This window comes from Cellulophaga omnivescoria (assembly GCF_001999725.1).
GTDB classification, from domain to species: Bacteria; Bacteroidota; Bacteroidia; order Flavobacteriales; family Flavobacteriaceae; genus Cellulophaga; species Cellulophaga omnivescoria.
Map to the genome: position 1 here is coordinate 42916 of NZ_MDDP01000014.1, position 25902 is coordinate 68817.

The window sequence follows — 25902 nt, forward strand, 5'->3', positions numbered from 1 at the left end:
TTTGGTATTTCTTATTTATTAGTTTCTTTTTTTAATGCCTGCTTATACTCTTTATTTAATTTACTATGTCCTATTTCTACACCAGAAAGCATTTTTTTATACTCTTCTGGTTTTTCCTTTTTAACCCACTCTATTAGTTCTGGTCCATTAGTAATAACAGGATTGTAGATGTCACTAACTGGTTTCATTTCTTCATCTAAAAGAGCTGTTTTATTGCGTAGCTTTTGCAATACGTCTTTGTACTTAGGGTTTTCTGCTAAATTTACCAATTCGTAAGGATCTTCTTTTAAATTGTACAGCTCTTCTTTTGGTTTTGTAGGAGCAAAAAACGGAGCCTGATTTTTGTTTAATTTCCCCTCTTTATAAAGGGTACGCATAACATGTACAGCTGGTCTGTAAAATTCTAAATATGCTTGGTGAGCATCATAAGGAACCTCTGGCATATCATTACGTATATAAGACCATTCTGTTGTGGTTACAGACCTAGATTTCTCCTCTATTTCATCCCACAAATCTCTTGCACCATAATTGTATTCTCTATTAAAATTTTCACTAAAAATAGGTTTCCCTGTCATATAACTTGGCACATCTATACCTGCAAAATCTACAATACTAGCTGTAATATCTGTTGCGCTAACAACATCTTCTCTAACTTGGTTTCCTTTAAATTTAGCTGGGTAATGCACTAACAAAGGAATACGCAAACCTGGATCTTGCAAATACCCTTTACCACGAATATTGCAACGCCCATTATCACCAATAAAAATAACAATAGTATTGTCTGCCAAACCTTTATCCTCTAATTCTTTAAACAACATACCCACCTCATTATCCATATACTCTATTTGGTCTAAATATTTAGCCCAATCTAGTCTTACCGCAGGATGATCTGCCATATATGGAGGCAATGTAAGTGTTTCTGGATTTACTGGGTGTTTAGATTCTTCTCTTATTTGGTCCCACCAATCTCCTCTGTGTGTTACTTGTAATTGTATTTGAGCAAAAAATGGTTCATCAGTTTTTTTAATAGTATCATATTTATCAAACAAACCAAATTGAGTTTTTCCATCCCACTCACCAATAGCTTCATGCTTAAAATTTACATCTATTTTTCTTCCTTTATTTAAAACAGCATGATTACCTAAAATGGTTGTATAGCCAGCATCTCTTAACAACTTAGTAAAAGGTGTAAACTGTGCATTTAAAGGAACTTCTCTATTACTACGGTGATTGTGTGTATTTGTTTTTAGTTGATGTGTACCCACCATCATAGCAGATCTACTAGGAGAACATATAGGGTTTGTAACAAAGGCATTGGTAAAAAGCACACCTTCTTTTGCCATTTTATCTAAAAACGGAGTTTTAACATCTGGCATACCATAGCACGCTAAATCTGTGCTCATATCTTCTGCCATAATCCAAATAATATTTGGCTTTTTAGTTTCTGTAGGTGTTTTTACAGCAGTTGCTTTTTTATCGGTTTTACCTCCACAAGCCATTAGCATTAAAGCCAAGGCCATACACCATAAAATTTCTTTTACTTTAATCATAATCTTAATTTTTAAATACGCCTCCAGAAAATGGATAATGCGCTATTGGCACACTCTGCTCCTTTAAAATTTTATTTGCTTTGGCTACTATTTCTGGATGCTTGGTAGATACATCTTCTTTCTCATACAAATCTGTTTCTAAATTGTACAATTCTGTTTGGTAATTATCTTTATAACGTACTGCTTTCCAGTGACCAAAACGTGTAGCCTGCTTAAATCCTTTTACAGATTTACCTTCCTGAATTTCCCAATATAAAAAATCATGTTTAGGTTGTTTGTTGCCTAAAAGTTCTGGTAAAAAAGAAATACCGTCTGTTTTATTAGGTACTTTTGCATCTGCTACTTCTGCAAATGTTGGCATAACATCATAAAAAGTACTGGGATGATTAGTGGTTACTCCTCCTTTTATTTTTCCTTTCCAGTAGGCTATCATTGGCACTCTTACGCCTCCTTCATACAAATCTCTTTTGTAACCGTGTAAATTGCCAGAGCTATTAAAAAAAGTATAATCATGATGGTTTTCATTGGTTGGTCCGTTATCACTAGAAAATACAATTAACGTATTTTCTAACTCACCGCTTTCTTTAAGTTTAATAAATAAGCGCTTTATTTGTGTGTCCAACATTGTAATGCGAGCTGCGTGTCTGCGCTCTATCTCTGGCCACTCTTGTATTTTATCACTGTACAAATCATTTTTACTTAAAAAGAACTCGTGTGCGTGTGGCGTTCTATAAGACATGTATAAGAAAAACGGCTTACTAGCATCCTTTTTATCTAAATACTCTAGTGCAAAATTGGTTCTAAACTCATCTAAACAACTGTAATTATTATAGTTGTAAAAAATAGAATCTTGGTTATTATTTACCCAATGTACACGCTCATCTATTTCATTACCATTGGCATCTTCTCCCCATTGTTCTTGTACAGCATAGGTAAACCCTCTGCCTTTTGCCCAGGTAGATACATCTTCTGGTACACCCAAATGCCATTTACCAATCATAGCTGTTTGGTAGCCAGATTGCTGTAGCATTTCTCCAATAGTTTTTTCTGATTTTTTTAAAGGAACCCTATCATATTTGTTAGGGTACTCTCCTTTATTACCTCTAATACTAACGTGGCCTGTGTGTAAGCCTGTCATTAATACAGCTCTAGAAGGCGAACATACAGATGTACCCGCATAAAATTCTGTAAAACGCATACCTACAGAAGCCAAACTATCTAAAAACGGGGTTTTAATTACTTTTTGTCCGTATGAACCCAGCTCTCCATAGCCCATATCATCTGCCAATAAAAAAATAATATTTGGCTTTTTAGTTTGAGGTTTTTCCTTTTGCTCACTAGAAGCAACTAAGGCAATATCTTTTTTATTTTTAGTATTGCAAGAGATACAAAATGCAAGCAGTAATATTGATAAAATACAATTTTTCATATCACTTAATATTTAAATTTGCATAAACAGGAACAGCTTCCTTTTCCCAATTTGCAAGGTCATTTTTAAGCTCTTCTTCTATTTGAAGACCTTTACCCATTAAATCATCTTGCTCGCTTATATCTTTAGCTACATTAAATAATTGGTAGGTACCACTGTGATATTTAATCAATTTATAATCGCCTGCCATTACAGCAGCATATTGATCTTCATAACTTCTAAAAAAGTATAAATTTCTTTTTTCTAAAGTTTCACCTTTTAAAACCGGTAATAAACTAACACCGTTAATTTGAGTGTCTTCGCATTTTTTACCAGAGGCTATTTCTATTAAAGTAGGATAAATATCTATAGATTGTACTGGTACATTTGTCTCTGTGTTGGCTTTGGTTACTCCAGGATAATTTATAAGTAATGGTACACGTGCACCACCTTCACCTAACGTATTACCACCTTTTTTACCACCACTTAAAGGTGCATTTGTATACGCGCCACCTTGGTCTGATAATACTATAATTACTGTATTATTTGCAATTCCTTTATCTTCTAATGCTTTGCGTACACGGCCAACAGACTCATCCATAGCCTCTACCATTGCAGCGTGGTGCGCATATTTTCCTTTTAGGCCAGCATCTTGGTATTTTTTTAGCAAGTCTTTACGACCTATAGATGGTCCGTGAACAGAATAATACCAAAAAGATAGCATAAAAGGCTGGTCTTTATCATACTCTTTTATAAAGTTAACCGCACCATCTGTTAGCACATCCGTTAAATAATCTCCTTTTTTAACTCCTGATTTTAAAAACCCTCTTGGATCATCTTCTGCCTTAAAAAATGGGTAGTAATAGCTTTTGGGGTGTCCTGCATTGGTTGTACCATATTCTGCATCAAAACCTTGATCTTTTGGGTAACGTCCTGGGTGACCTAAATGCCATTTACCAATAAACATGTTATAATACCCAAATTCTTTTAAACACTCTGCATACGTTATTTCTTTTAATGGCAAATAATTTCTAGAAGGCATTTGTACAGGGTCTGTAGGCCATAAGTTATATTCTGCTTCTGGATTATCTTTATTTAATGAAATATGCCTAGGCATACCAAGCCTAATGGCTTCTTTACCGGTAAGCAAAGACAACCTACTTGGACTGCAAGTAGGTGTTGGTATATATGCCCTTGTAAAGTCTAAACTTTCTTTTTTAAATTTATCTAAGTTAGGTGTAGTAAAAGTTTGATTTCTATACCCAATATCAGACCAACCGTAATCGTCTACAAACAACAATACAATGTTTGGTTTTTTAGATGTTATTTCTGGTTGCTTAACAACTATATTTTCTGTCTGTTTTGGTTTGTTTTTACATGCTGTAAAAACAAATACAAAACCCATTACAGCAAGTAATGAGTTTTTGTAAATGTATGCTCTTTTCAAAATTTAAAAATGTTTAATGTAAATATCTTTAATATGTGTACAGTAAATGTATCTGGTGGTTTACAAAATGTATTTTTCCGTAAATTATAATGCACATTGTTATTTAGTTACAGTCTGTATCACTCACGGCATCTTCTTCTGTTTGTACAATAAAACCATTTTTAAATCCTGTTCCAGAAACAGTCTTTTTATTTAAAACAACTTTGTAATTTGGTGTATTTAGTACCGCACTTATTGATGGCCCCCAGTATGACTCGCCTCCTGCTGTAATTGGATTTTCATCTATTAAATCTCTTAAATCACACGGCATAAATTTGTAATGTTTTGGTTTTAATTGAGCATCTTTATTACCATAAGTTGCATTAACATTGTTAATTGTAACTTTACTAAAAGTGCCATCTACCAAACCTGGTGCACTGTATTTTTTAGAAACAAAGCCTCCCTCTATACGTACAGCAAAACCACAACTGTTTGCTGTTATGCCATTTACATAAACTTTACCATTATGCATAGCATGAGGAGACACCATTACAGCTGCATTACCATTTGTACATGAAATGTTTTCACCGTACATATCATGTACTCCACCAATTTGTAAGTCGTTCATAAATGTCCAACCAGTTTCAAAACGAAGCGTTACACCACCCGTACCTTTTAAATTTTTATACAATACATTTTTAGCAGCTTGTACTTGCACCAAACCATACCCATAATCTGAGTTTAAAGTAACTGCATTTTTTACTACACCGTTTGTTGGCCACATATACTTATTGTTAAACTCGGTAATACCCATTGTAACCGCAGAAAACTTTGTAAGCGCATCTTTAACCCTAAAATCTGAAATTAAAAAATTAGATATATTATTTAAGTTAAATACAGCTACGTTACTGTTATTAGCCTTGGTTAGGTCTACAGTAAACTTTTCTCCGTTAGAACTTGATATGCTTACATTTTTAACAACCGCAGATTCTTTGCCAAACGTAAACATTGCATAATTTTTGTTATCAGGCCTTGTAGACGGTCTAAAAACAGCTTCGCTATTTACAACTATATGTACGTTAGACTTTAGTTTTATTTCCGATACTGTATACTCTCCCTTAGGTATAAGTAATTTGCCTCCTCCTTTAGAGGACACATCATTTATTGCTTCTTGTAGTTTTTTACTATCATCTGTGGCAAAAATTTTATCAACACCATAATCCTGTACCAAGTTTTTAGTAACAGCATAATTATTAGGTGGTGTGTAAAAATCAGTCTCATTAAGCATTAAAACTTTTACCTCTGTACTGTTCTCTTCTAAAATACTTAACTCGTCTGTAAAAGTATCTTTTTCATCATTAGAGCAAGAAATTAGAGCTATTGCTAAAAGCCCTAAAATAAAGTAGTTTGTTTTTAAACCATTAAAATTTAATTTTTTGTTTGCATTGTTATTGTTTTTCATCATAGTAAAATTAAGGTTGTTTAATTACTGCTCAAATCTAAACTGAATATTTAGTAAGATTGTACTCACAAGTAAAAAAACTGTATTTTATCGTAATTTTATAACCTACATAGTTTAACTAAACTATAATTAACTGAGACATACTATTTACCTTTAACTACATTTTGTTACATACAACACTATATATTTGACCAAACCTTACCATAATTACAACCAAAAACAATTATGACAATTAACGTCTTTTATACCAAAGCATTTATTGTTTTATTATTACTTTTTATATCATTTGTAAGCTTAGCACAAACTAAAAATGGAATAATAGGCAAAGTTTTTGAAGAAAACAACCAACCAATTGAAGCTGCAACAGTTACATTACTTAACCCAAAAGATTCTACTTATATAGATTATACTATTACAAATACTACTGGTTATTTTAATTTAGATAAAGCAAAGGAAGGAAACTACATTTTACAAATCTCATCTATGGGATTTGAATCTTTTTTTAAAAATATTAATTATAATACAGATTTGCTAGACCTTAAAACAATTGTACTTAAAGAAGAGTCCTTTGCTTTAGACGGTATAACATTAACTGCTGTTGTACCCATACAAATAAAACAAGACACTATAGCCTACAACGCAAACTCGTTTAAAACAAATCCTGATGATAATTTAGAAGAACTACTAACCAAACTACCTGGATTAGAAATTGATGCAGACGGAAATATTAATGCTCAAGGTAATGAAGTTGCCAAAATAATGGTAGATGGTAAAGAGTTTTTTGGTGGTGACCCATCTATTGTTTTAAAAAATTTATCTGCAGATGCTATTGCCAATATAGAAATTATAGATAAAAAAAGTGATGAGGCAGAACTTACAGGTGTAGATGATGGCAACAAGCAAATGGTAATAAATTTTACGCTTAAAAAAACAAAAAAGAATAATGGTTTTGGCAAAGTATCTGCCGGGATGGGTTTAGACAGTAAGTATTTTAGCAACCTTAATTACAATAAATTTACTTCTAAAACTCAGTTTTCTGTAATAGGCAAACTTAATAATATAAACGTAACAGGCTCTAACATACAGGGCTTTTTAAAGAATGTAAATGGTATTGCAGATGAATCTGATGATGAGGAAGATAACAACCAACAAAACAAAAGCTTGAGCGGGTATTTAAAAACTGGTGTTGCAGGCATAAATGTTGGTCACGAGTTTAAAGACAAAGAATCTTTAAACATAGATTTTTTTTACAACTTGTCTGATAATGAAGGAGTTTCTAACACTAAACGAATAAATTTTTCTAATAACTCTAATTTTGATTTTAGAACAGAAAATACTTTTAATAACAGCTCTAACAATTACAATCTAAATTTTGATTATAAAAATAAGTCTAACAAAAACAATAGCTTGTTAGTTAAAGGCAAGTTTACCAAAGATAATATTGACTATACAACCAATAGAGATGGTTTTTATTTTAACGAGTTAAATGAATTAGCTACCTCTAATATACTGGCGTCTAATAATAAAAGAGATAAAAACCTTGCAGACGTTACTATTAATTTTTACCAACGTTTGGCTAAACTTGGTCGTAGTTTTAATGTTGGATTAAGAACCACGGCTAACAACTCTAACAGGTTAAATAACCAAACAACATTAATTACCAGAAAACAAAATACAAATAGCCCAACTACTAGCAATATTGATGCCATTAGAGATGAAGGTTTTTCAACCACTATGGTAAACCTCAACTTTAAATATACAGAACCCTTAGGCAACAACCACTATGCAAAATTAGAAACATATTTAAGAAACAGAACTAATAATGAAGATGTCCATCAATCTAAAACTACAATAAGTACAACTGCCAAAGACGAGTTGCTTGCTTACAAGTACAAGCATATAGAAAATAGCACGCAAACAAGACTGGCACACAGCTACAGCCCAGGCAAATTAAATACCTATGCTGCAATAGAATTACAAGAACTAAGCAGAACGTTTGGTGTACTAACAGAAGTAGATATAGTTTCTAGCAAATTGTATGTTAACCCTATGGCAAACATTGTTTACAAACCAGTTAGAGGTCAAAAATATAGACTGAATTACAGAAAAACGGTGCGCAACCCTAATAGTTTTCAGAGTTCTACTGTTATTAATGATATAAACCCATATAATATACGAAAAGGAAATCCTGAGTTAAATGCAGAAAAAACAAACGCATTTACCATAAATACGGTAGTACATAACTTTAAATCTGACTTAAGTTTTAACACCCGGTTTGACTACCAAAACACAGCAGATGCAATTATTAGGAGTATTACCATAGATGACGATTATATAAGAACTATTAGTTACCAAAACAGTGGCAAAAAAGAACGTTTTAATAGCAACATAAGCTTTAGTCAAAAACTAAAAGATATTGGACTTAGGTATACCTTTAAAAACAAAAACACCTACACCAGTGCCAACTCTATTGTTAATTTACAAACCAATAAAGTAATGTCTACAGATATTATGCTTAGCCTACTTTTAGAAAACAATACTAAAAGTGCTTTAGATGTTAAAGCTGGTGCAACATACAGCACTAACAATACCACTTTTTCTATAGAAAACAACTTAGACAGAAAATTTACAAAACAGCAGTACTTTGTTATGTTTGATAAGGATTTTACCAAAAAGCTTAGCTTTAATACACAGTTAGATTATCTTGTTTTTGTTGATGATAAATTTAAATCTAACCAAAAACTACCTCTGTGGAACTCAACTATATCTTATGCTTTTTCTAAAAATAAAAGCAATATATTAAAATTAGTACTGATAGATTTATTAGATAAAAATATTAATATAGAAAGAAGAAGTACTATAAACTACTTTGAAGAAACAGAATCTGAAAGCCTAGGGCGTTATATTATTTTAAGCTTTACGCATAAACTAAGAGGAACAAAAAAGAAGACTAAATAACAGGTATCTAGCCTTCTTTTTAAACTTAAAACAAACAATAATCTTACAGTTGTTTTGCTACTTTTAGCAACAAATCTTTTGTTTTTTGTACTCCTTCTTCTTCCGGTAATAAGGTACCTTCATACTCTATACCAACAAAACCAGTATATCCAGATTCTTTAACCAATTTCATTATTTTATAAAAATCTATATCAGCCTCTGTACCATCGGCAGCAAAATTTCTACTTTTAGCACTTACACCTTTTGCAAAGGGCAATAACTCTTTCATCCCTTTATACATATCATAAGATGATAAACAATTTTTATCTTTATCTTTTTCTATACAAAAATTACCAAAATCTGGTAACGTTCCGCAGTTAGCCAAACCTACTTGTTTTATTACATTAGCGAGCCATACACCATCTGATGAAAAACCTCCGTGATTTTCTACAACCACATTTATATTAGAACCTTTGGCAAAATCTGCTAATGTTGCTAAAGAAGCTGCAGATGCTTTTGCAGCATCACTTTTATTGTTTCCACCTCTTAAGTCTACACGTACCGTTTTACATCCTAAAAAATGAGCCGCATCTACCCATTTATAATGTTTTTCTATAGATTTTAATCGCACTCTAGTTTCTGTATGAGCTAAACCACCTTCGCCACCTATCATTATTAGAACATTTTCTACACCAGCATCTGCTGCTCTAGAATTCATTTGCTTTAAGTACTCTTTATCTTTTGCTTTAGTTTTAAATAAGTTAGATACGTACTCTACACCTGTACAACCAAAACTTTGCGCTTTGGCAGCAAAATCTAAATGATCCATTTCTCCAGATTTTATAGCCCTATGAAAAGACCATTCTGCTAAAGACAATTTAAAAAACAAATCTTTGTCCGTGTTGGTAAAAGGCATTCCCAACATTGTGTTAGGTAACAAACTACCCAAGGTAAGTAAAGCTCCTGTTTGTGCAGATTTCTGTAAAAAGTTTCTTCTCTTCATCTTATATTGTTTTTTACTTAAAACTATCTACTTTTTTGTAAGCTTCTATTACCGCTTTTTCGCCTTCTTTTCCGGGTTTAGAATTTCGGTGCTCCATACCTAAAATACCATTGTACTTTTTATCGTTAATAAACTTAAGCACATTAGTGTAATTTATTTCTCCTGTGGTAGGCTCATTACGCCCAGGATTATCTCCTATTTGCAGGTATGCAATCTCATCCCAACAAGCTTCCATATTTGGTATTAAATTACCTTCTTGTATTTGTTGATGGTAAATGTCAAACAAAATTTTACAAGACGGAGAATCTACTGCCTTACAAATATTATATGCCTGTGGAGAATCTGTTAAAAATGCCCCTGGATGATTAAAAAAGTTTAATGGCTCTAATACCATTGTTAAATTATGGGGTTCAAAAATAGCAGAAGCACGTTTTAAGGTCTCTACTACATTTGCTTCTTGATATCCTTCTTTTACTTTTTTAGCTGTATTTCCTGGAACCACTGTCATCCACTTAGCATTAACCCTTTTTGCAACCTCTACAGACTCTTTACAGTATTTTATAAAAGCTTCTTGTGCATTTTTATCTCCAGAAGCTACATTACCTTCTTTTAAAAAAACAGCTACAAAAACACCCATTTCTAAGCCTCTTTTTTGCATTGTTTTAGCCATTTTCTCTTGCAAGGCAACATCTCTTTTACGCATTGTATTATCTTCAAAAGCCGTAAAACCTTGGTCTGCAATAAAGTTTAATTGATCTATTGGGTCTTTACCTGCACTATTTTCAAACATTCCTATGTGTGGCGCATACTTTAAGTTAAAAGTAGGTTTTACTATCTTCTGCTGCTTAGTTGCCGCGTAAGCAACAGAACTCCCTAATGTTAATGCACTAGCAGACAAGGCAGACTTTTGTATAAAGTTTCTTCTTTTCATATAAGTTTAATTTGCATTGATTAAATAGACCAAGCTTTGCCTTTAGTTAACTTTTCTACACTATCACAAGCTATAAATTCTCCTGGTACAGGTAAATAGGCTAATACTTTTTCTCCCACATACTCATTGCATTTGTAGCCCCAAATAGTTAACTCTCTTACTTTTTTGGCAAATGCTTTATCTTTTTCCTTATCCTTTAAAAACATAAGCACTATTGGTGCTATATCTTTTTCTGTAAGTGCTACTATGTTGTCTTTCTCTGAAGATTTTAAAGCCTTTTCTGAAATTAAATCTAGTATAGCTTTAAAGTCTTTTTGCTGCTTTTTTTCCATTACATTAGCGGCAAAATTGTCTAGAAATACGTGCACGTTAACTTCCGATGCAGAAGGTGTATCGGTTTTTGGCAAAATAGAATCTACTACACCAATTAAGGTTACACCTTGCTCTTTAGTAAAAAATATTGGAGTCCAAACTTCTTTTTTCTTGTCTTTACAACTCTGTAATACACTTACAAAAGTTGGTACAGCTACAACATAGCCTAAAGACATTCCCATTTGCATTAACGCTTTTCTTCTGTCCATTATAAATTTCCTTTTTTAAGTTCTTGTGCTGCGTGGTTTGCTGCTCTTGCTGTAAAAGCCATATAAGTTAAAGACGGATTTACACAACTTGCAGATGCCATAAAAGCACCATCTGTGATATATACATTTGGTACAGCGTGTATTTGGTTGTGTGCATTAACTACAGATGTCTTTGGATCTTTTCCCATACGGGCTGTTCCCATTTCATGTATACCATGGCCCATATTATACTTGCCATTTCTGGCTTTAATATCTTTAAAACCTGCTTTTTTAAGCATATCTGCTGCTTGGTTTACCATATCTTCTCTCATTTTATGCTCGTTATCTCTAATTTCTGCATCAAAATTTATTGTTGGTAAACCCCATTCATCCAATTTATCATAATCTAAAAACATACGGTTATCTTGGTATGGTAGTATTTCTCCAAAACCGCCAATACCCATAACCCAGCCTCCAGGTTTTAAAATAGCATCCTTTAATGGTGCTCCCATTGTAAGTTCTGCCACAGCATCTTTCCAGTTTTTACGGCTAGCACTACCTTGGTAACCATAACCCCTTATAAAATTTTTACTGTTAGATGTACCTCCTAAATTTTTAAATCTAGGAATGTAAATACCACCAGGACGTCTTCCTTTATAATATTTATCTTCAAAACCATCTATAGTTCCACTAGCACCAGTTCCTAAATGATGATCCATAACGTTTCTTCCTACCTGGTCAGAGTCGTTTCCTAATCCGTTAGGAAAACGATCTGATTTAGATTGTAATAATATTGATGCCGTTGCCATTGAAGATGCACACAAGAAAATTACTTTAGCTTTAAAAATGTATTCTTCTTTTGATAACCTATCTATAACTTTTACACCAGTTGCCTTTTTTGTATCTGCATCATAAATAACCTCAGACACAATAGAATCTGGTCTTAAAGTCATATTCCCAGTACGTTCTGCTGCTGGTAAAGTAGATGAGTTACTACTAAAATATCCTCCAAACGGGCAACCACGTGTACAACGATTTCTAAACTGACACTTGGTACGACCTTCAAATTTTTTATCTCCAGTAATGTGCGCTATTCTGCCGGCAGTTACCACTCTACCATCCATATTTTTACCAACACCATCTCTAAAATGTTGTTCTACACAGTTGTGTTCCATCATAGGTAAAAACTGTCCGTCTGGCAATTGTTCTAAACCTAAATTTTCTCCAGATACACCAATGTACGTTTCTACTTTATCATACCAAGGAGCAATATCTTTATAACGCACAGGCCAATCTACACCGTGACCATCTTTAGCATTTGCTTCAAAATCAATCTCACTCCACCTGTAACTATGCCTACCCCACATTATAGATCTACCACCAACGTGGTAACCACGTACCCAGTCAAAAGGTTTTGTCTCTGTATACGGGTGTTTTATATCATTTACAAACCAATTATTTACATCTGCGTTATTAACACGCCCTGTTCTAGTTTGCTTTAATTGCTGTGCTTTTTGTTCTCTAGTTAATTTTCCTCCGTTAGGAAAATCCCAACTATCTAAATGTGCTGTAGTATAATCTTTAATATGCTCTACCATTTTACCACGCTCTAGCACTAGTGTTTTAAGTCCGTTTTCACAAAGTTCTTTTGCTGCCCAACCACCACTAATTCCAGTGCCTACAACAATAGCATCATAAAAATCTTGTTCCTCATTAAAATAAAATTTACTCATTATTTTTGGTTTTGTTTGGTATAGTTTGATGTATTTATAATCTGTTTTAGTTGATAGGAAAAGCAGTAGAATTTGTGTGTGCAACCTTCATTATCTGCTGCATTTCTGCTACAATTTTTGGGTGTTTACTAGCTATATCATTACTTTCTGATGGATCTAATGCTAAATTATAAAGTTCCATTTTTCCGTCCTTATTAATATTATACACAACTGCTTTCCAATCTCCTCTTCTAACAGCTTTCCGTCCGTTTTTAATATTAAACTCCCAGTATAAATAAGGGTGCTGTTTTTGTTTCTTTTTAGCTAACAGAGTTGGTAAAAATGAAATTCCGTCTGTTGTACTTGGCGTTGGCACTGCTGCAACTTCTGCTAAAGTTGGCATTACGTCCCAAAATGCAGAAATATGGTTGGTAACAGTTCCTTTTTTTATTGTATTTGGCCAATAAGCTATAAATGGTGCTCTTATACCACCCTCATACAAATCTCTTTTAATACCTCTAAAACCTGCTGCACTGTTAAAAAATTCTGGATTTGCCCCACCAGCATCATGCGGACCATTATCACTTGTGAACATAATAATAGTATTTTCTTCTAGCCCTAACTCTTTTACCTTAGCTACAATTTGGCCAACGTAAACATCCATCCTATCTACCATAGAGGCAAAAACAGCATACGGTGTTTTTTGTGTACAGTACTTGTATTTTACAATATCAGGACCATAGTCAGACGAGTACTTGTCTTCTGCCGTATAAGGAACCTCTTTAAACTTACCTTTGTATTTAGCTAGTATAGAATCTTTAGGCGATATTAGCTCTGCATGCGGTAATACAAAAGGTACGTATGCAAAAAAAGGTTTGTCTTTATTATCCTCTATAAAATTAAGCGTAGCTTCCTGTATTTTGTCTTGGGCGTAGGTTTGTGTTTTAATCCAGTTGTTACCTACTAAAAAATCTATTTCTTGATTGTGATTTAAATACGGAGGATAATAGCGGTGCGCCAGTTTTTGATCATTGTAACCATAAAACTCATCAAAACCTTGGTTGTTTGGATCGCCGGTACCAAAACCTAAACCCCATTTGCCAAACATACCCGTTTTATAACCTGCTTGTTGCAACATTTCTGCAATGGTAAAAGCATTGTCAGGTAACGGAATTTGACCTTGTAAATCTTTCCCCGCTTCTTTATTACCACGAACAAATGTGTGTCCTGTATGTTGCCCAGTCATTAATGATGATCTAGATGGTGCGCAAACAGCAGAACCGCTGTAATGCTGTGTAAATTTTATTCCGTTTGCAGCAAGGGCATCTATATTTGGTGTTTTAATTTTTTGTTGACCGTAAGTACTTAAATCTCCATAACCCAAATCATCTGCCATTATATAAATGATATTGGGTTTCTTTTTGTTTTTTTTAGATTGGCCAAATACGGTTGTGCTAAAAAACAGAAAAGCACTAATAACAGGCAGAAGTAAAAATTTAAAGTTAGTTGTAAGCTGAAGCATAATCTTATTTGGTTTTAATAAAATAAAATTCATTAAAAACAGTAAAAAATGTGTGCTCCTTAATAAATAGTTTGTAGTTCTACGTATAATAACTACTAAATACAAAAAAGCACCAAAAAAAGAAATACGATCTTTTTTTGGTGCCTACAGAAACTAACAAACTTTATTATTCTAAAATGTAAGCACTGCCATTGCTACCATCTAAACCTGGTTCTTTATACTTAATTAACTGCGATAGTAACTCTTTTTGCATTTTATCTCTTATTGTTTTATAAGCTTTATTATTATAAAAATTGATAAGCTCATCTGGATCCTTTTCTAGATCAAACAAATATGGTTTTTCTTTTTTGTCTAACACCAGTTTATATCTATCTGTAACACCAGTAACCCACCAGCCACCGCTTTTTGCGTAATAGGTTAACCTGTCTGCATCTGTAATCTCATTTTTAGTACTTAAAAAATCTTTTGATGTGTCTGTACCATGAAAAGATGCATCTGTACTTACATTCATTAAACTTAAAATAGTTGGTGTAAAATCTACATTAGTATATGCTGTATTAATTACTTTACCTGCTTTAATTTTTTCTGGATATCTAATTACAAAAGGGATTCTTGCAGAAGCCTCGTAAGGTACGCCTTTGTTTCTACGGTTGTGTTCAAAAAACATATCTCCGTGGTCTGATGTAAATACAATTATTGTATTTTTTTCTAAATTATTCTCCTTTAAAAACTTTAAAATACGCCCAACACTATCATCTATATGGCTTACCATACCAAAGTATTGTTTTAAAGCCTCTTTTTGTTTCTGAAACGATTTTTTCCCTACTGCCTCATTTGCATCTTTGCTACCTCCTGCCCAAGATGGTTTTATTGCTGTATACTCTGGAGCCATTGTTTTTGGTGCTTGTATATTTAAATCTTTATACATTGTATTGTATGGCGGCTTGGCATAATCTGGTGTGTGAGGATCTGGTATAGAAAGCATTAATGCAAACGGTTTGTTTTTATCTCTTTCTAAAATCTCTAACGTTTTATCTGTAAAATAATCTGTTAAATGTATTACCTCATCTGCAGGTAATTTAGCTGCTACTTTTTCATTAATTCCTTTAACTCCGTTTGGTGTTAGCTGAAAATAAGGAGCGTGACCACCGCGCATCATATACCTATTATCATCAAAACCAGCTTTGTATTTAATCCCAAAAGTATACTTATCATGACCTGCCAAATGCCATTTACCCACATAAGATGTTGCATACCCTTTATCTTTTAAAATTGTAGCAAATGTTGGTATATCTTCACTAATATGCAATCCGTTTTTTGGTGCGCCAGTTGCTTGCGGATACAGACCACTTACTAATGATGCTCTAGAAGGTGTACACACAGGAGAAGAAGCATAGTAACTGGTACAAATTGCACCTTCATCTGCAATTTTATCAATATTTGGAGTGTTAGAATTATTGCCTTTTCCCCAAATAAATGCTTGGTCTTCTGGTAATAGCTTTTGATAGCAACTTAAGGTTCTAAAATTATGCTCATCTGTGTGTATAATAATTAAATTAGGCTTTTTCTGCGCCATACAACTTGTTGCAAAAACCAATGCTGTTGCATAATAAAATAACTGCTTTATAATCATAATTAGTTTTTAAAATTTAATAAAAGTCTTAAATACATTTGTGTTCCGCGTAAGGGTTACGTTAAAAAAAATAGTCCTATCTAACATTTTTTTAAAAAAATTATATTTACTAAAAGTAATTTACTATTAGTACAATTGATCTAAATTTCTGCTTGATTTAATTGTAGGATCTGCAGGTGCATCTACGTAATTTTTCATTTTTTTAAATCGAAGTTTACTAGACTTTTTTCTTTTTAAAGGCACCCATTTTTTTAAATTGGTTACAATTTGTGTGTACTTTTTATTTGTAATTAAGTTTTCCCATTCTAACGGATCTTCTTCAATATTGTATAACTGCTCTGTGCCATTTACAGTTACCATATAATGCCATTTTCCTTTTAAAACAGAGGTCCCATCTTGGGTAATTGTTATCCCCGGATATTCCCAATCTGCTTTCGGATTTTCTAAAATTTTAGAAAAACTATGACCATCTAAGTTTTTCTTTTCTGGTAATTTACTTAATTCTATTAAAGTAGGATACAAGTCTATTAAGCTTACATTTTGGTCTACTACAACTGCCTTTTTCATACCAGGTATGCGCACAAACAATGGTGTTTTAACTGCTTCTAGCCAAGTAGTATTTTTAAGGTATCGTTGTTTTTCTCCCAAATGCCAACCGTGATCTCCCCAAACCACAACAATAGTATTGTTAGCATACTTGCTTTCTTCTAAAGCATCTATAACAATTCCTAAGCAAGCATCTACATAAGATATGCTTGCTAAGTATGCCCTAGTTGCTTCTTTTTCTAGTGCGTGTTTTTTAATCCATTTATATTCCCCTGTAGGCTTATATGCCATTTTGCCATCTGTAGTTAAAATATCATCTAAGTCGTTTTCGTTTACCACTGGTGGTACAACCTCATCTAACTTATATAAATTAAAAAACTCTTGTGGCACAATCCAAGGTAAATGCGGTTTAATAAAACCTACACCCATAAAAAACGGTTTATCAAAATCTCTTTGTAATTGTGTTTTTGCCCAATCTGCTACATTATAATCTACGGTTTCCTCAAAAGCATCTGTAGTTGGTCCCCAACTTAGTTTACTCTCTTTACTTGCAAAATCTGCATTGCGCTTACCATTAATAATACCTGCTTTAGAGGAAGTGTATAACTTTTTGTTTACAGGATCATTATTATACCTACGAGCACGTGCAAACTCATTAAAAGCCCAATGACCAAAATCTGTTCCGTTTGCAGTACCGTGTTTATGAAATATTTTGCCGTTTGCTAATGTATGGTATCCATTTTTAGAAAAATATTCTGGCAGTGTTGCATTTACTTTTACTATATCTGAATACAACATATTATGCGCATTACCATACACACCAGATGTACTTGGCAAAAAACCAGATAATAATGCCGACCTAGATGGTCCGCAAATTGGAGCTGCGCAAACCGCATTTTTAAACACCATTGCACCCTTTTTGGTAAACTTATCCATATTAGGTGTTTTAGCTTGTTTGTTGCCCGATAAGGGAGATACCCAGTCATTAATATCATCTATAGCTACAAATAATATATTAGGCTGTTGTTTTTGCTTTTGTGCTGTAATAGTTCCTAAAAAAAGCAACAGTATAAATGTGCTAAAAATTGTAGTTCGTTTTTTCATTTCAGTAAGTATTATTGTATTGTCACAAAATAAATCAGAAATAAAAAAAATAATGTCTGCCTTAGTATAACAATTGTATGTTTAGGTATTAATGCTCTATTTTAACTTTGTCTTTAATTCTTTTCTAAACTGCTCTAAAATTATTTTACTAGATTTTTCTTGGGCAATATTAACCCATTCATTAGGGTCTGTATTATGGTTATACAACTCTTCAAAACCATCTGGATACACAGTGTATCTGTACGTACTGTTACGCAAAGAGTGCATATTTTTTGCCTTTGTAGTTAAGGCTGTAAAATTCCAATTTGCGTTAGGGTTGCTTAGGAGTTTTACCAAACTATTACCTTCTAAATCTTTTTTCTTTGGCAAGTTAGCAATGTCTACTAAAGTTGGGTAAACATCTAAAAGAGATACAATTTTTGTACTTACACCTACATTTTTATTTCTTGGATCTACAATTAACAATGGTGTTTTTGCTGCACGCTCCCATAAAACGTTTTTAGACCAATGTTGTTTTTCGCCTAAGTGCCAACCGTGATCTCCCATTAACACAACAATTGTATTATTTGCATAAGCACTATTTTGCAATGCGTTTAGCAAATAACCTACACAAGCATCTGCAAAAGAAATATTAGCTAAGTATGCCCTAACCGCTTCTTTCCACTTATTAGTTTCTAATAAAGACGCGTGCACGCCTTTTTTTGCCATATTATTTCCTATGCGTCCAACATCATTTAAATCGTTTTCTAAAACTACAGGTAATTTAATGTCATCTAAATTGTACAGATCAAAATACTTTTTAGGTACATACCAGGGTAAATGAGGTTTAAAAATACCACAGGCAACAAAAAAGGGTTTTGTATGCTTTTGCGTAATAAAGTCCGCACAATATTGAGCCGACTTAAAGTCATTATTATCTTGGTCTTGTGTGTCTGTTGCAGCCCAATCAAAAGATCTTAAAAACGAACCTTTTACTCCGTGTTTTTTTAATTTTAAATTGTGAGAATGGCGGTCTTTTACATCTGGGTAAACCGTGCCTGCATTGCCTATTTTTTCTTGTTGAAAAGATCCGGGATCACTCCCCTCTTTTGGGTCTTTACTACCACCTCTTGCATTATGAAAAATTTTGCCAGCCGCAGCAGTTTCATACCCGTTCTGCTCAAAATACTGTGGTAGAGTAACTGTGTTTTTAAAACCTTCTATTTCTCTAAAAATCTCATTATTACCATAAACACCCGTAGTATTTGGTTGGTAGCCTGTTAAAATGCTAGTTCTAGATGGGTTACATAATGGCGCAGAACAATAGGCATTTTTAAATACAACACCCTTTGCTGCCAAAGCATCTATATGAGGTGTAATTGCTTGTTGGTTACCACCAAAAGCACCAACCCAATCATTTAAATCATCTACCATTATAAATAAAACGTTTGGCTGTTTTTTGTTATTTTGGGCTGTTATCATACCACAAATAAGCAGTAAAAAAACTAGGCTACTATTAATTCTTTTTATCATTTTAAAAACTTAAATTATTTAATTTTCACACCTGCTTTTGCAAGGTTGTAATTGGGATTTTGCTTCATCATTTGTGCACCAACAGATGCTCTCCATTTTACCAATTTCTTTTTTAATTTACGTACCTTGGCTACATTGGTATTTACAAGGTTTGTTGTTTCATTAGGGTCTATAGCTAAGTTGTACAACTCTAATTTTCCGTCTTCAAAAAACTCTAATAATTTCCAATTGTTATTTACAATAGATCCGTAAGGTTTTGTTCTGTGATAGTGTGGATAATGCCAAAACAAACTTTTTCGTTTTAATTTACTTTTTGCACCAGTAAGTATTGGTAAAAAAGATTCGCCATCTATTTCTTTAGTATTATAATTTGTTATACCAACCATATCTAAAATTGTTGGGTAAAAATCTATACCCATAATAGGCACATTAGATCTACTGCCAGGTACTATATTATTGGTCCATTTTACTAATAAAGGCTCTCTTACTCCGCCTTCATAAGCATAACCCTTGTACCCTCTTAAACCGTTTGTTGTAGCATCATAATTCCCGCCATTATCTCCTGTTAAAATAACAATGGTATTATCTGCTATACCAAGCGTATTTAACTTGTTTAGTATTTTACCAACACTAACATCTAACCTTTCTACCATTGCAGCCCTAGTTGCACTAACATATTCGTTTTTAGTATTTACAAAAGTGTTAGATTTTTTCTTGTATTTTTTTACCGTAGCCTTAGGTGCCATAACCGGACCGTGTATTGTGTAATATGAAAAGTATAGTAAAAAAGGATCTTTTTTAGATACCGTATCTAAATACGTTATTGCTGCGTTGGTTAACTTGTCGGTTAAAAAATCGTTTTTTTTACCATTATCTAAATTAGGCATATCAAAAGGAGAAAAATATTTACCTCTACCTTTAGGTTGTCCCCATTCTCTGCCACCAACGTTAATATTAAAACCGTGATTTGTTGGGTAATGCTCATTAAAATTTTGATTGTTTGTAGGCATTAAATGCCATTTACCAAAAAAGGCAGTTGAGTAGCCTTGCTCTTTTAACACCTCCGGCATTAATTTTTCTTTATGTGCTAATTGCTTATTCCAGTCTGGCACTGCTAATTTAGCATACGCATAATTATGACCGCCAATCCAGTCTGTTAAGTTTAGTTTTGCAGGGTATTTACCTGCTAAAATTGCGGCTCTACTAGGTGAACATACTGTACTAGCTGCATAGCCGTTAGTAAAGAGCATTCCTTGCTTACTTAGCTTATCTATATTGGGAGTCTCGTTAAATGTTGCACCATAACAGCCAAAATCTCCCCAACCAACATCATCTACAAGTAAAAAAACAATGTTAGGTTTACTTGTTTGGGAAAACAAAACTGATGGTAAAAAATAAAGTATAACTGCTATTACTTTCATACAAACTGTTGTTATTTAATAGCTGTAACTTTTACAAATATTACACCGTGTGATGGTACCATTGCTGCAAAACTATTGGTAAAATTACCTACATCTTTTTGCCTCCATACATCTCTTACCAACTGTTCTCCTTTTAAACCTAATTTATCCCAATTAACAGTAATAACTTGTTCTTTTTCTTTTAGGTTGAAAAGACCTATTGCTTTACTACCGTCTGATAATTCTTTAACTACAATCTCCATTGTATTATCATAAAACACTGTTTTTCCTGGTATGGCAGTAGCATCTTGATGAATTTCCAAAACCTCTGAATTGGTTACCAAATTAACCGTAAACTTATCCATAGTTTCTATTGGGCAACCTATAAGCAAAGGTGCTGCCCATAAAGACCAAAGTGATACGTGCGAGTATTGCTCATCTGCAGTTAAACGGGAAGGTTGCGGATTTTTACTTCTTGTATTTAATTCCCCAATAACCAACATATCTGGATCTGGAAAATGGCCAGGTGCACCTGCAAACCCATTTTTCATCCACTCTCTGTGCGCTACCCATTCATCTCTAATACTTTTATGACTGCCTTTACCATCCCAACGGTCTTTTAAATCACCGTAAGTTCTAAAGCAATTTACATACTTACCAAAAAGCGCTGCATTTTTAATTGGTGCTGTATTACTTAAAGAGTACACAATGTCTCTATTGCTTTTTTGTAGTGCATTGGCCATACGTACGGTACTTTCTGCATCATTAGGATTCCAATCATACTTTAAATAATCTATACCCCAATCTGTCCATTGTGCAACATCATTATCATCAAAAGTATATTTAGCAACTCTTGTATAAGTGCGTTTCTTTTTTAGTTTTTTATCGTTCATTGTTTGATCCCAATATCCGTCTTCTGTATCACTAGAACCACCTATATAACCTGCATATGTAGTTACCCACGGAGATGAATAAATACCAACTTTTAATCCCATTTTATGAATTTTACTGGTCATTGCATACATATTTGGAAACTTTATAGAATCTGCTAATATGCCATTGTGTTTACCACCCCTATGAGATTGCCAACCATCGTCTAAATTAATATAGCTCCACCCATAATTTGCCAGGCCTTTGTTAACCATTGCTTGCGCAGAGGCAATTACATTTTTTTGTGTAACATTGGGTCCCCAACAGTTCCAGCTGTTCCAACCCATAGGCGGAGTTAAGCTAATAGTTTTGCCAACTACAATTTTAAAGTTTCTTTTTTGTTCTCCTTTTTTATTTTTTGCTACAAAGGTTAAATCATATTCTTTAGCTGTGCTATCTTTTATAACACCATTAATTATGCCTTTTTCTGTATCTAATTTTAACCCTGCCGGTAAACCTTTAACTGCAAACTCCATAGGTCTTTTACCTGTAACTGGTATAGTATATAAAAACTGAGAACCCGGACGTACACCAAATACTTGTGGCCCGTTAATATTAGGACTAGCGCTTGCCTTAGGTGTTAAAATATACTTCCCTTTTGGGTTTTTAGGTTGATATATTTTTTGATCTGTTGCAGAGTTACAAGAAATAATTAGAGCAAAACATATTAATAAACATAGAGTATTGGAGTATAAAGTGTTTATCATTTTTGGTTTGTTTAAAATTGGTATTGCTAAGTAACAAATAAGCAGAGGCGTAAATGTTTCTCTTAGTCAAAATTTTGTAGTTGTTAGTGCATAAAAAAACGTGCCTGTATTTATCTACAGGCACGCTTTTACAAGTTATAGAGATTGTTTTATTAAATTTTTAGCTGTAATTTATTATTTGTTAGATTTTTACAACAAATAAAATAACCATATACTTTGTTTTTTATTTGTTGTTTTTTTGTTTATTTACCATTGTTTTGCAATCCATCATTCCACCTTCTAACAAATTCATCAGACCAGGCGTCCCATCCTATTGTGGCTAATGTCCAAATGGTAATACCCACAACAATTAAATTAATTATTAATCCAATAATTGCTATAATTTTTCCTTTCTTTATTTTAGCGATATTAGTATACGCATTGGGATTTTGTTTATATTTTTTTTTAGATTTTTTAGCTAATATGTATGAAATTAAAGCAAAAACAATTGTAATTCCTCCAAAACAAAATAATGTGCAACTCAATATTGCTAAAGTGTAAATTAGTTTTTCATTTGGTAATTTAGTTTTCTCCATATTTTTACTGGTTATGTATAATATTACCCAAGTTAACAAATAAAAAATTTTACTCTAAAAAATAATATCATATTAAAACTAATACTTACGTATTATAATTGTAATAAATTATTTACCATTTTTTTCCTTCGTAAAATTCATTTTTAACAAAATTGTAATCAACAAAAAAGCCTGCTTTTAAATTTGGATGTTTCTCTTTTAATTCGGTTCTTTTACCATCTGGCATTCTCCAATGTGCATCAAGTCTTTCTAAATTTTTCATTTCTAAAATTACATCATAAGATTTATCTCTTATTGATGTTGTAGACATATCCAAATGCTTTAGTTGATTAAGCCTTTTAAAGGGGACTAAACTATGAAGCATTAAGTTTTTTGGAGCACTAAAATCTCCTCCTATACAAAGCCCCGTTAATTCTGTAATATCTCCTATAGTTTCATAATTTTCTACTTGAAAACAATTTTCAATTGTTAGCCTTCTCAATTTGTTTAACTTTTTTAAAGCCGACACATCTTTAAGCTTACTAAAGGATTGAAGAGATAATGACGATAAATTACTAAGTTTTGAAATAGAATTAATGTTCTGAACTGTTGATGTCCAAAAAAATAAAGTTTTAAGGTTTTTCATTTTACAAATAGCCTCAAAATACTCCTGGTTAACTCTATGTCTTATACTTAAGCTTGTAATATTATCTAACTTCGGGAGTAGTTCAATCCATTTGTTTTCCAGTTCATCCCTATGCTTTTTAGAAACAGATTCTGGGAAATCCATTGCCAATGTAGAGATATGAAGTTTTTTAAAATCTGAAATATTATTAGGTATTTCTTGACAAGTTAATTCTACATCAGTCTTGCCCTCAACATCATATAAGTAACAAAGTTTATTTCTATCTGGGGCATTTTTCATAATTTTTAAAAAAGTTTTTTACAACAGTAAGTTACAAAGTTAAAGTTAATGCTTTTTTGCTTTTTTACTTTTCATGTAGTCCTTTTACTTAATCCCACCATAAGAACAGTCGTTTTTCTTCTCTAATTATTCTTTCAAGTTCACTTAATTCTCCAACTCCTTGGTCTACTGAGTCTGGACAAAAGTCATAAACTTCTGTTGCAAATGCATTAACATCAATAATATCTTTATTAAATGTTAAGTGAACCCAGTCATAATCAGCCCCTAGTATTTCAATTCCATATTTCTTATCCCAAACTTTAAGCTTTGCTATAACATCTTTGTTCTCTACATCAAAATTGATTCCATCGGTTTTTTGAACTCTAAGAATATCAAACTTGTTCATTGATTTAATTACGGAAACGGTTGAAGGGCTTTGATATCCCATTTCAGATAAAAATTATTGATAACCTTTACTTTGTAATTCTCCCCGATTTTCTAGAATGATTTTGTACGCCTGATTTTCGGATGTTTTAAATGAAACACCATTTAACTTTTTAATTCCAGTTTTATTTTGCACGCCATTTTTATCCATAACATATCCAGGTTCGGATATTTCAAATTGGAAAAACTCATTAGTTGTTGATTTTTTTAATTCAGACAAAATTTCCTTATCAAAGCCTATATTTTTAAACAATAATAATTCGGTTTTTGAAAAATTTACTGAATCCTGTACGCAACCAAAGAGAATTATTAATAGTAGACCGTAAATAAATTGTTTCATAATGTTTAATGATGTTGTTTAAATAGCAAATAACAGTTTTGTAAATGAGTAGTAGTAGATTTTTGGTAGCTATTTCTTCGGTTTTACCTAGACTATAAATATACAAAAAAGCCATTGATGAATAATTAACTCAGCAATGGCTTATAATAATTTGGCGGTAATGTTTTTTATTACTTCCAGCCCATAAAATAGAATCAACTTTTTTTTCTATTCACCTTTTATAATTGGTTGGTATTTATACCAGTTAACAACAATTACCCAAATATTAATAGCAAATAGTATTAATGCTACTCCAATTCCTGCTAGGTTGTGTACTAAATGATGAACAAATATCCCTACCATAACAGGAAGAATTACTAACGCCCCTAGTGCTCTTGTCTTAGGTATTGCTATTAAAGCACCTCCTATGATTTCAATAATTGCTACAAGCGGAAAAATCCATTTTATAGCCATAAATCCAGCCATAACTTGCATCATTTCTTCAGACATTTTGGGCATAGGCATATAGTTTAAGAATTTGTTTAACCCTGAATTAATCATCATTAATCCAAATAAAATACATAAAGCTGTAAAAATCTTGTTTTTCATTTTCAATTGTTGTTATTACTAATATTGTAAAATTAACTATTTTTGATTACCATTAGTAATCAGCTACCTATAGGTAATCAGTTACTTTAAGGTAATCATTAAATTAGTAGAGATGAAAAAAAAGGAACATAAGGAGTGTATGTCTGCTTTGCTACCTGTAAGAGACACTTTAGATGTAATTGGAGGAAAATGGAAACTTTTAATTTTAATTTCAATTTGGGAAGGAAATAAGCACTTTAGAGAAATAGAGCGAAGTATTCCAAAGTTAAGCACCAAAGTTTTATCAAAAGAATTGAAGGATTTGGAAGAACATCAGTTAATTACAAGAACTGTTTTAAACGGTTTTCCTGTTAGAACAGAATATAAGCCTACAGAGCATTCTAAAACACTGGAAAAGGTCATTTTTGAATTGCATAATTGGGGTATCCATCACAGAAAAAAAATTTTTGGAAATAAGTCAATTTCAAATAATTGAGTTAGTACGTAATGTAAAACCGGATTACATTACCCCTAACGTATTTAAATAAGCTTATTCAGGATTAAATTAGTATTTAATTTAGGATTAAGCTCTTAGCCATCACGACGCTTAGGGATTATTTTCTTTTAACTTATCAATCTTAAAAGCCAAATTTAAAAATTTAGCGGTCTTTGCAAATAAACACAGACCTTTCGGTTTGGTACTTAATAGCTATGTTTTATACACGTTGATACCATACGTACTTTTTTACA

21 protein-coding genes are annotated in these 25902 nt (G+C 32.6%); 2 read left to right on the forward strand and 19 right to left on the reverse strand.

The window, feature by feature from the left end:
• Positions 1-11 precede the first annotated feature (11 nt).
• The 4 genes from BFJ87_RS08645 to BFJ87_RS08660 all read right to left on the reverse strand — a co-directional run bounded on the left by BFJ87_RS08645 (position 12) and on the right by BFJ87_RS08660 (position 5849).
• Positions 12-1550 (reverse strand): sulfatase family protein, encoded by a 1539-nt coding sequence (locus tag BFJ87_RS08645; RefSeq protein WP_245799610.1) that lies wholly within the window; start codon positions 1548-1550, stop codon positions 12-14.
• 4 nt (positions 1551-1554) lie between these two features.
• Positions 1555-2979: an arylsulfatase gene (locus tag BFJ87_RS08650; RefSeq protein ID WP_077402863.1), complete on the reverse strand. Its 1425-nt coding sequence runs from the start codon at positions 2977-2979 to the stop codon at positions 1555-1557.
• Between the two features lies 1 nt (position 2980).
• On the reverse strand, positions 2981-4405 hold the full coding sequence (locus BFJ87_RS08655; protein ID WP_245799611.1) for a sulfatase: 1425 nt from the start codon (positions 4403-4405) through the stop codon (positions 2981-2983).
• 103 nt (positions 4406-4508) lie between these two features.
• Positions 4509-5849, reverse strand: a complete 1341-nt coding sequence (locus tag BFJ87_RS08660; RefSeq protein WP_139344225.1) for a glycoside hydrolase family protein — start codon at positions 5847-5849, stop codon at positions 4509-4511.
• Between the two features lie 222 nt (positions 5850-6071).
• On the opposite strand from BFJ87_RS08660, the gene BFJ87_RS08665 reads away from it, so the two are divergent.
• A complete protein-coding gene (locus BFJ87_RS08665; protein ID WP_077402870.1) occupies positions 6072-8804 on the forward strand; it encodes an outer membrane beta-barrel protein in 2733 nt (910 codons plus the stop codon).
• Positions 8805-8847: 43 nt separating this feature from the next.
• Here BFJ87_RS08665 and BFJ87_RS08670 read toward each other — a convergent pair whose 3' ends face one another.
• The 15 genes from BFJ87_RS08670 to BFJ87_RS08735 form a co-directional block, all read right to left on the reverse strand.
• A complete protein-coding gene (locus tag BFJ87_RS08670; protein WP_077402873.1) occupies positions 8848-9786 on the reverse strand; it encodes a sugar phosphate isomerase/epimerase family protein in 939 nt (312 codons plus the stop codon).
• Positions 9787-9799: 13 nt separating this feature from the next.
• Positions 9800-10717 (reverse strand): hydroxypyruvate isomerase family protein, encoded by a 918-nt coding sequence (locus BFJ87_RS08675; protein ID WP_077402876.1) that lies wholly within the window; start codon positions 10715-10717, stop codon positions 9800-9802.
• A 20-nt stretch (positions 10718-10737) separates the two neighbouring features.
• Positions 10738-11298, reverse strand: a complete 561-nt coding sequence (locus tag BFJ87_RS08680) for a gluconate 2-dehydrogenase subunit 3 family protein (RefSeq protein WP_077402879.1) — start codon at positions 11296-11298, stop codon at positions 10738-10740.
• Positions 11298-13010 (reverse strand): GMC oxidoreductase, encoded by a 1713-nt coding sequence (locus tag BFJ87_RS08685; RefSeq protein ID WP_077402882.1) that lies wholly within the window; start codon positions 13008-13010, stop codon positions 11298-11300. The genes BFJ87_RS08680 and BFJ87_RS08685 overlap by 1 nt, the downstream gene beginning before the upstream one ends.
• 46 nt (positions 13011-13056) lie before the next feature.
• The gene (locus BFJ87_RS08690) at positions 13057-14511 is read right to left on the reverse strand and encodes an arylsulfatase (protein ID WP_077402928.1); all 1455 of its coding nucleotides are present in this window, start codon (positions 14509-14511) and stop codon (positions 13057-13059) included.
• Between the two features lie 166 nt (positions 14512-14677).
• Complete coding sequence (locus BFJ87_RS08695; RefSeq protein ID WP_077402885.1) at positions 14678-16144, reverse strand: sulfatase family protein; 1467 nt, start codon at positions 16142-16144, stop codon at positions 14678-14680.
• A 126-nt stretch (positions 16145-16270) separates the two neighbouring features.
• On the reverse strand, positions 16271-17794 hold the full coding sequence (locus tag BFJ87_RS08700) for a sulfatase (RefSeq protein ID WP_077402888.1): 1524 nt from the start codon (positions 17792-17794) through the stop codon (positions 16271-16273).
• A 96-nt stretch (positions 17795-17890) separates the two neighbouring features.
• Positions 17891-19306 (reverse strand): sulfatase, encoded by a 1416-nt coding sequence (locus tag BFJ87_RS08705; RefSeq protein WP_077402892.1) that lies wholly within the window; start codon positions 19304-19306, stop codon positions 17891-17893.
• Between the two features lie 14 nt (positions 19307-19320).
• The gene (locus BFJ87_RS08710) at positions 19321-20727 is read right to left on the reverse strand and encodes a sulfatase (protein ID WP_077402895.1); all 1407 of its coding nucleotides are present in this window, start codon (positions 20725-20727) and stop codon (positions 19321-19323) included.
• An 11-nt stretch (positions 20728-20738) separates the two neighbouring features.
• Positions 20739-22343, reverse strand: a complete 1605-nt coding sequence (locus BFJ87_RS08715; RefSeq protein WP_077402898.1) for a putative Ig domain-containing protein — start codon at positions 22341-22343, stop codon at positions 20739-20741.
• Positions 22344-22585: 242 nt separating this feature from the next.
• Positions 22586-22918 carry a CCC motif membrane protein gene (locus tag BFJ87_RS08720; protein WP_077402901.1) on the reverse strand — a complete coding sequence of 111 codons (333 nt, stop codon included), beginning with the start codon at positions 22916-22918 and terminating at the stop codon, positions 22586-22588.
• A 112-nt stretch (positions 22919-23030) separates the two neighbouring features.
• Positions 23031-23822, reverse strand: a complete 792-nt coding sequence (locus tag BFJ87_RS08725; RefSeq protein ID WP_077402904.1) for a hypothetical protein — start codon at positions 23820-23822, stop codon at positions 23031-23033.
• An 88-nt stretch (positions 23823-23910) separates the two neighbouring features.
• Positions 23911-24249, reverse strand: a complete 339-nt coding sequence (locus BFJ87_RS17025) for a DUF4253 domain-containing protein (protein ID WP_245799612.1) — start codon at positions 24247-24249, stop codon at positions 23911-23913.
• A 12-nt stretch (positions 24250-24261) separates the two neighbouring features.
• Positions 24262-24585, reverse strand: a complete 324-nt coding sequence (locus BFJ87_RS17030) for a hypothetical protein (RefSeq protein WP_245799613.1) — start codon at positions 24583-24585, stop codon at positions 24262-24264.
• A gap of 207 nt (positions 24586-24792) precedes the next feature.
• A complete protein-coding gene (locus tag BFJ87_RS08735) occupies positions 24793-25173 on the reverse strand; it encodes a DoxX family protein (protein ID WP_077402907.1) in 381 nt (126 codons plus the stop codon).
• A 112-nt stretch (positions 25174-25285) separates the two neighbouring features.
• Here BFJ87_RS08735 and BFJ87_RS08740 point away from each other — a divergent pair, with 112 nt between their 5' ends.
• Positions 25286-25648 (forward strand): winged helix-turn-helix transcriptional regulator, encoded by a 363-nt coding sequence (locus tag BFJ87_RS08740; RefSeq protein ID WP_077402910.1) that lies wholly within the window; start codon positions 25286-25288, stop codon positions 25646-25648.
• The last annotated feature ends 254 nt before the right edge of the window (positions 25649-25902 follow it).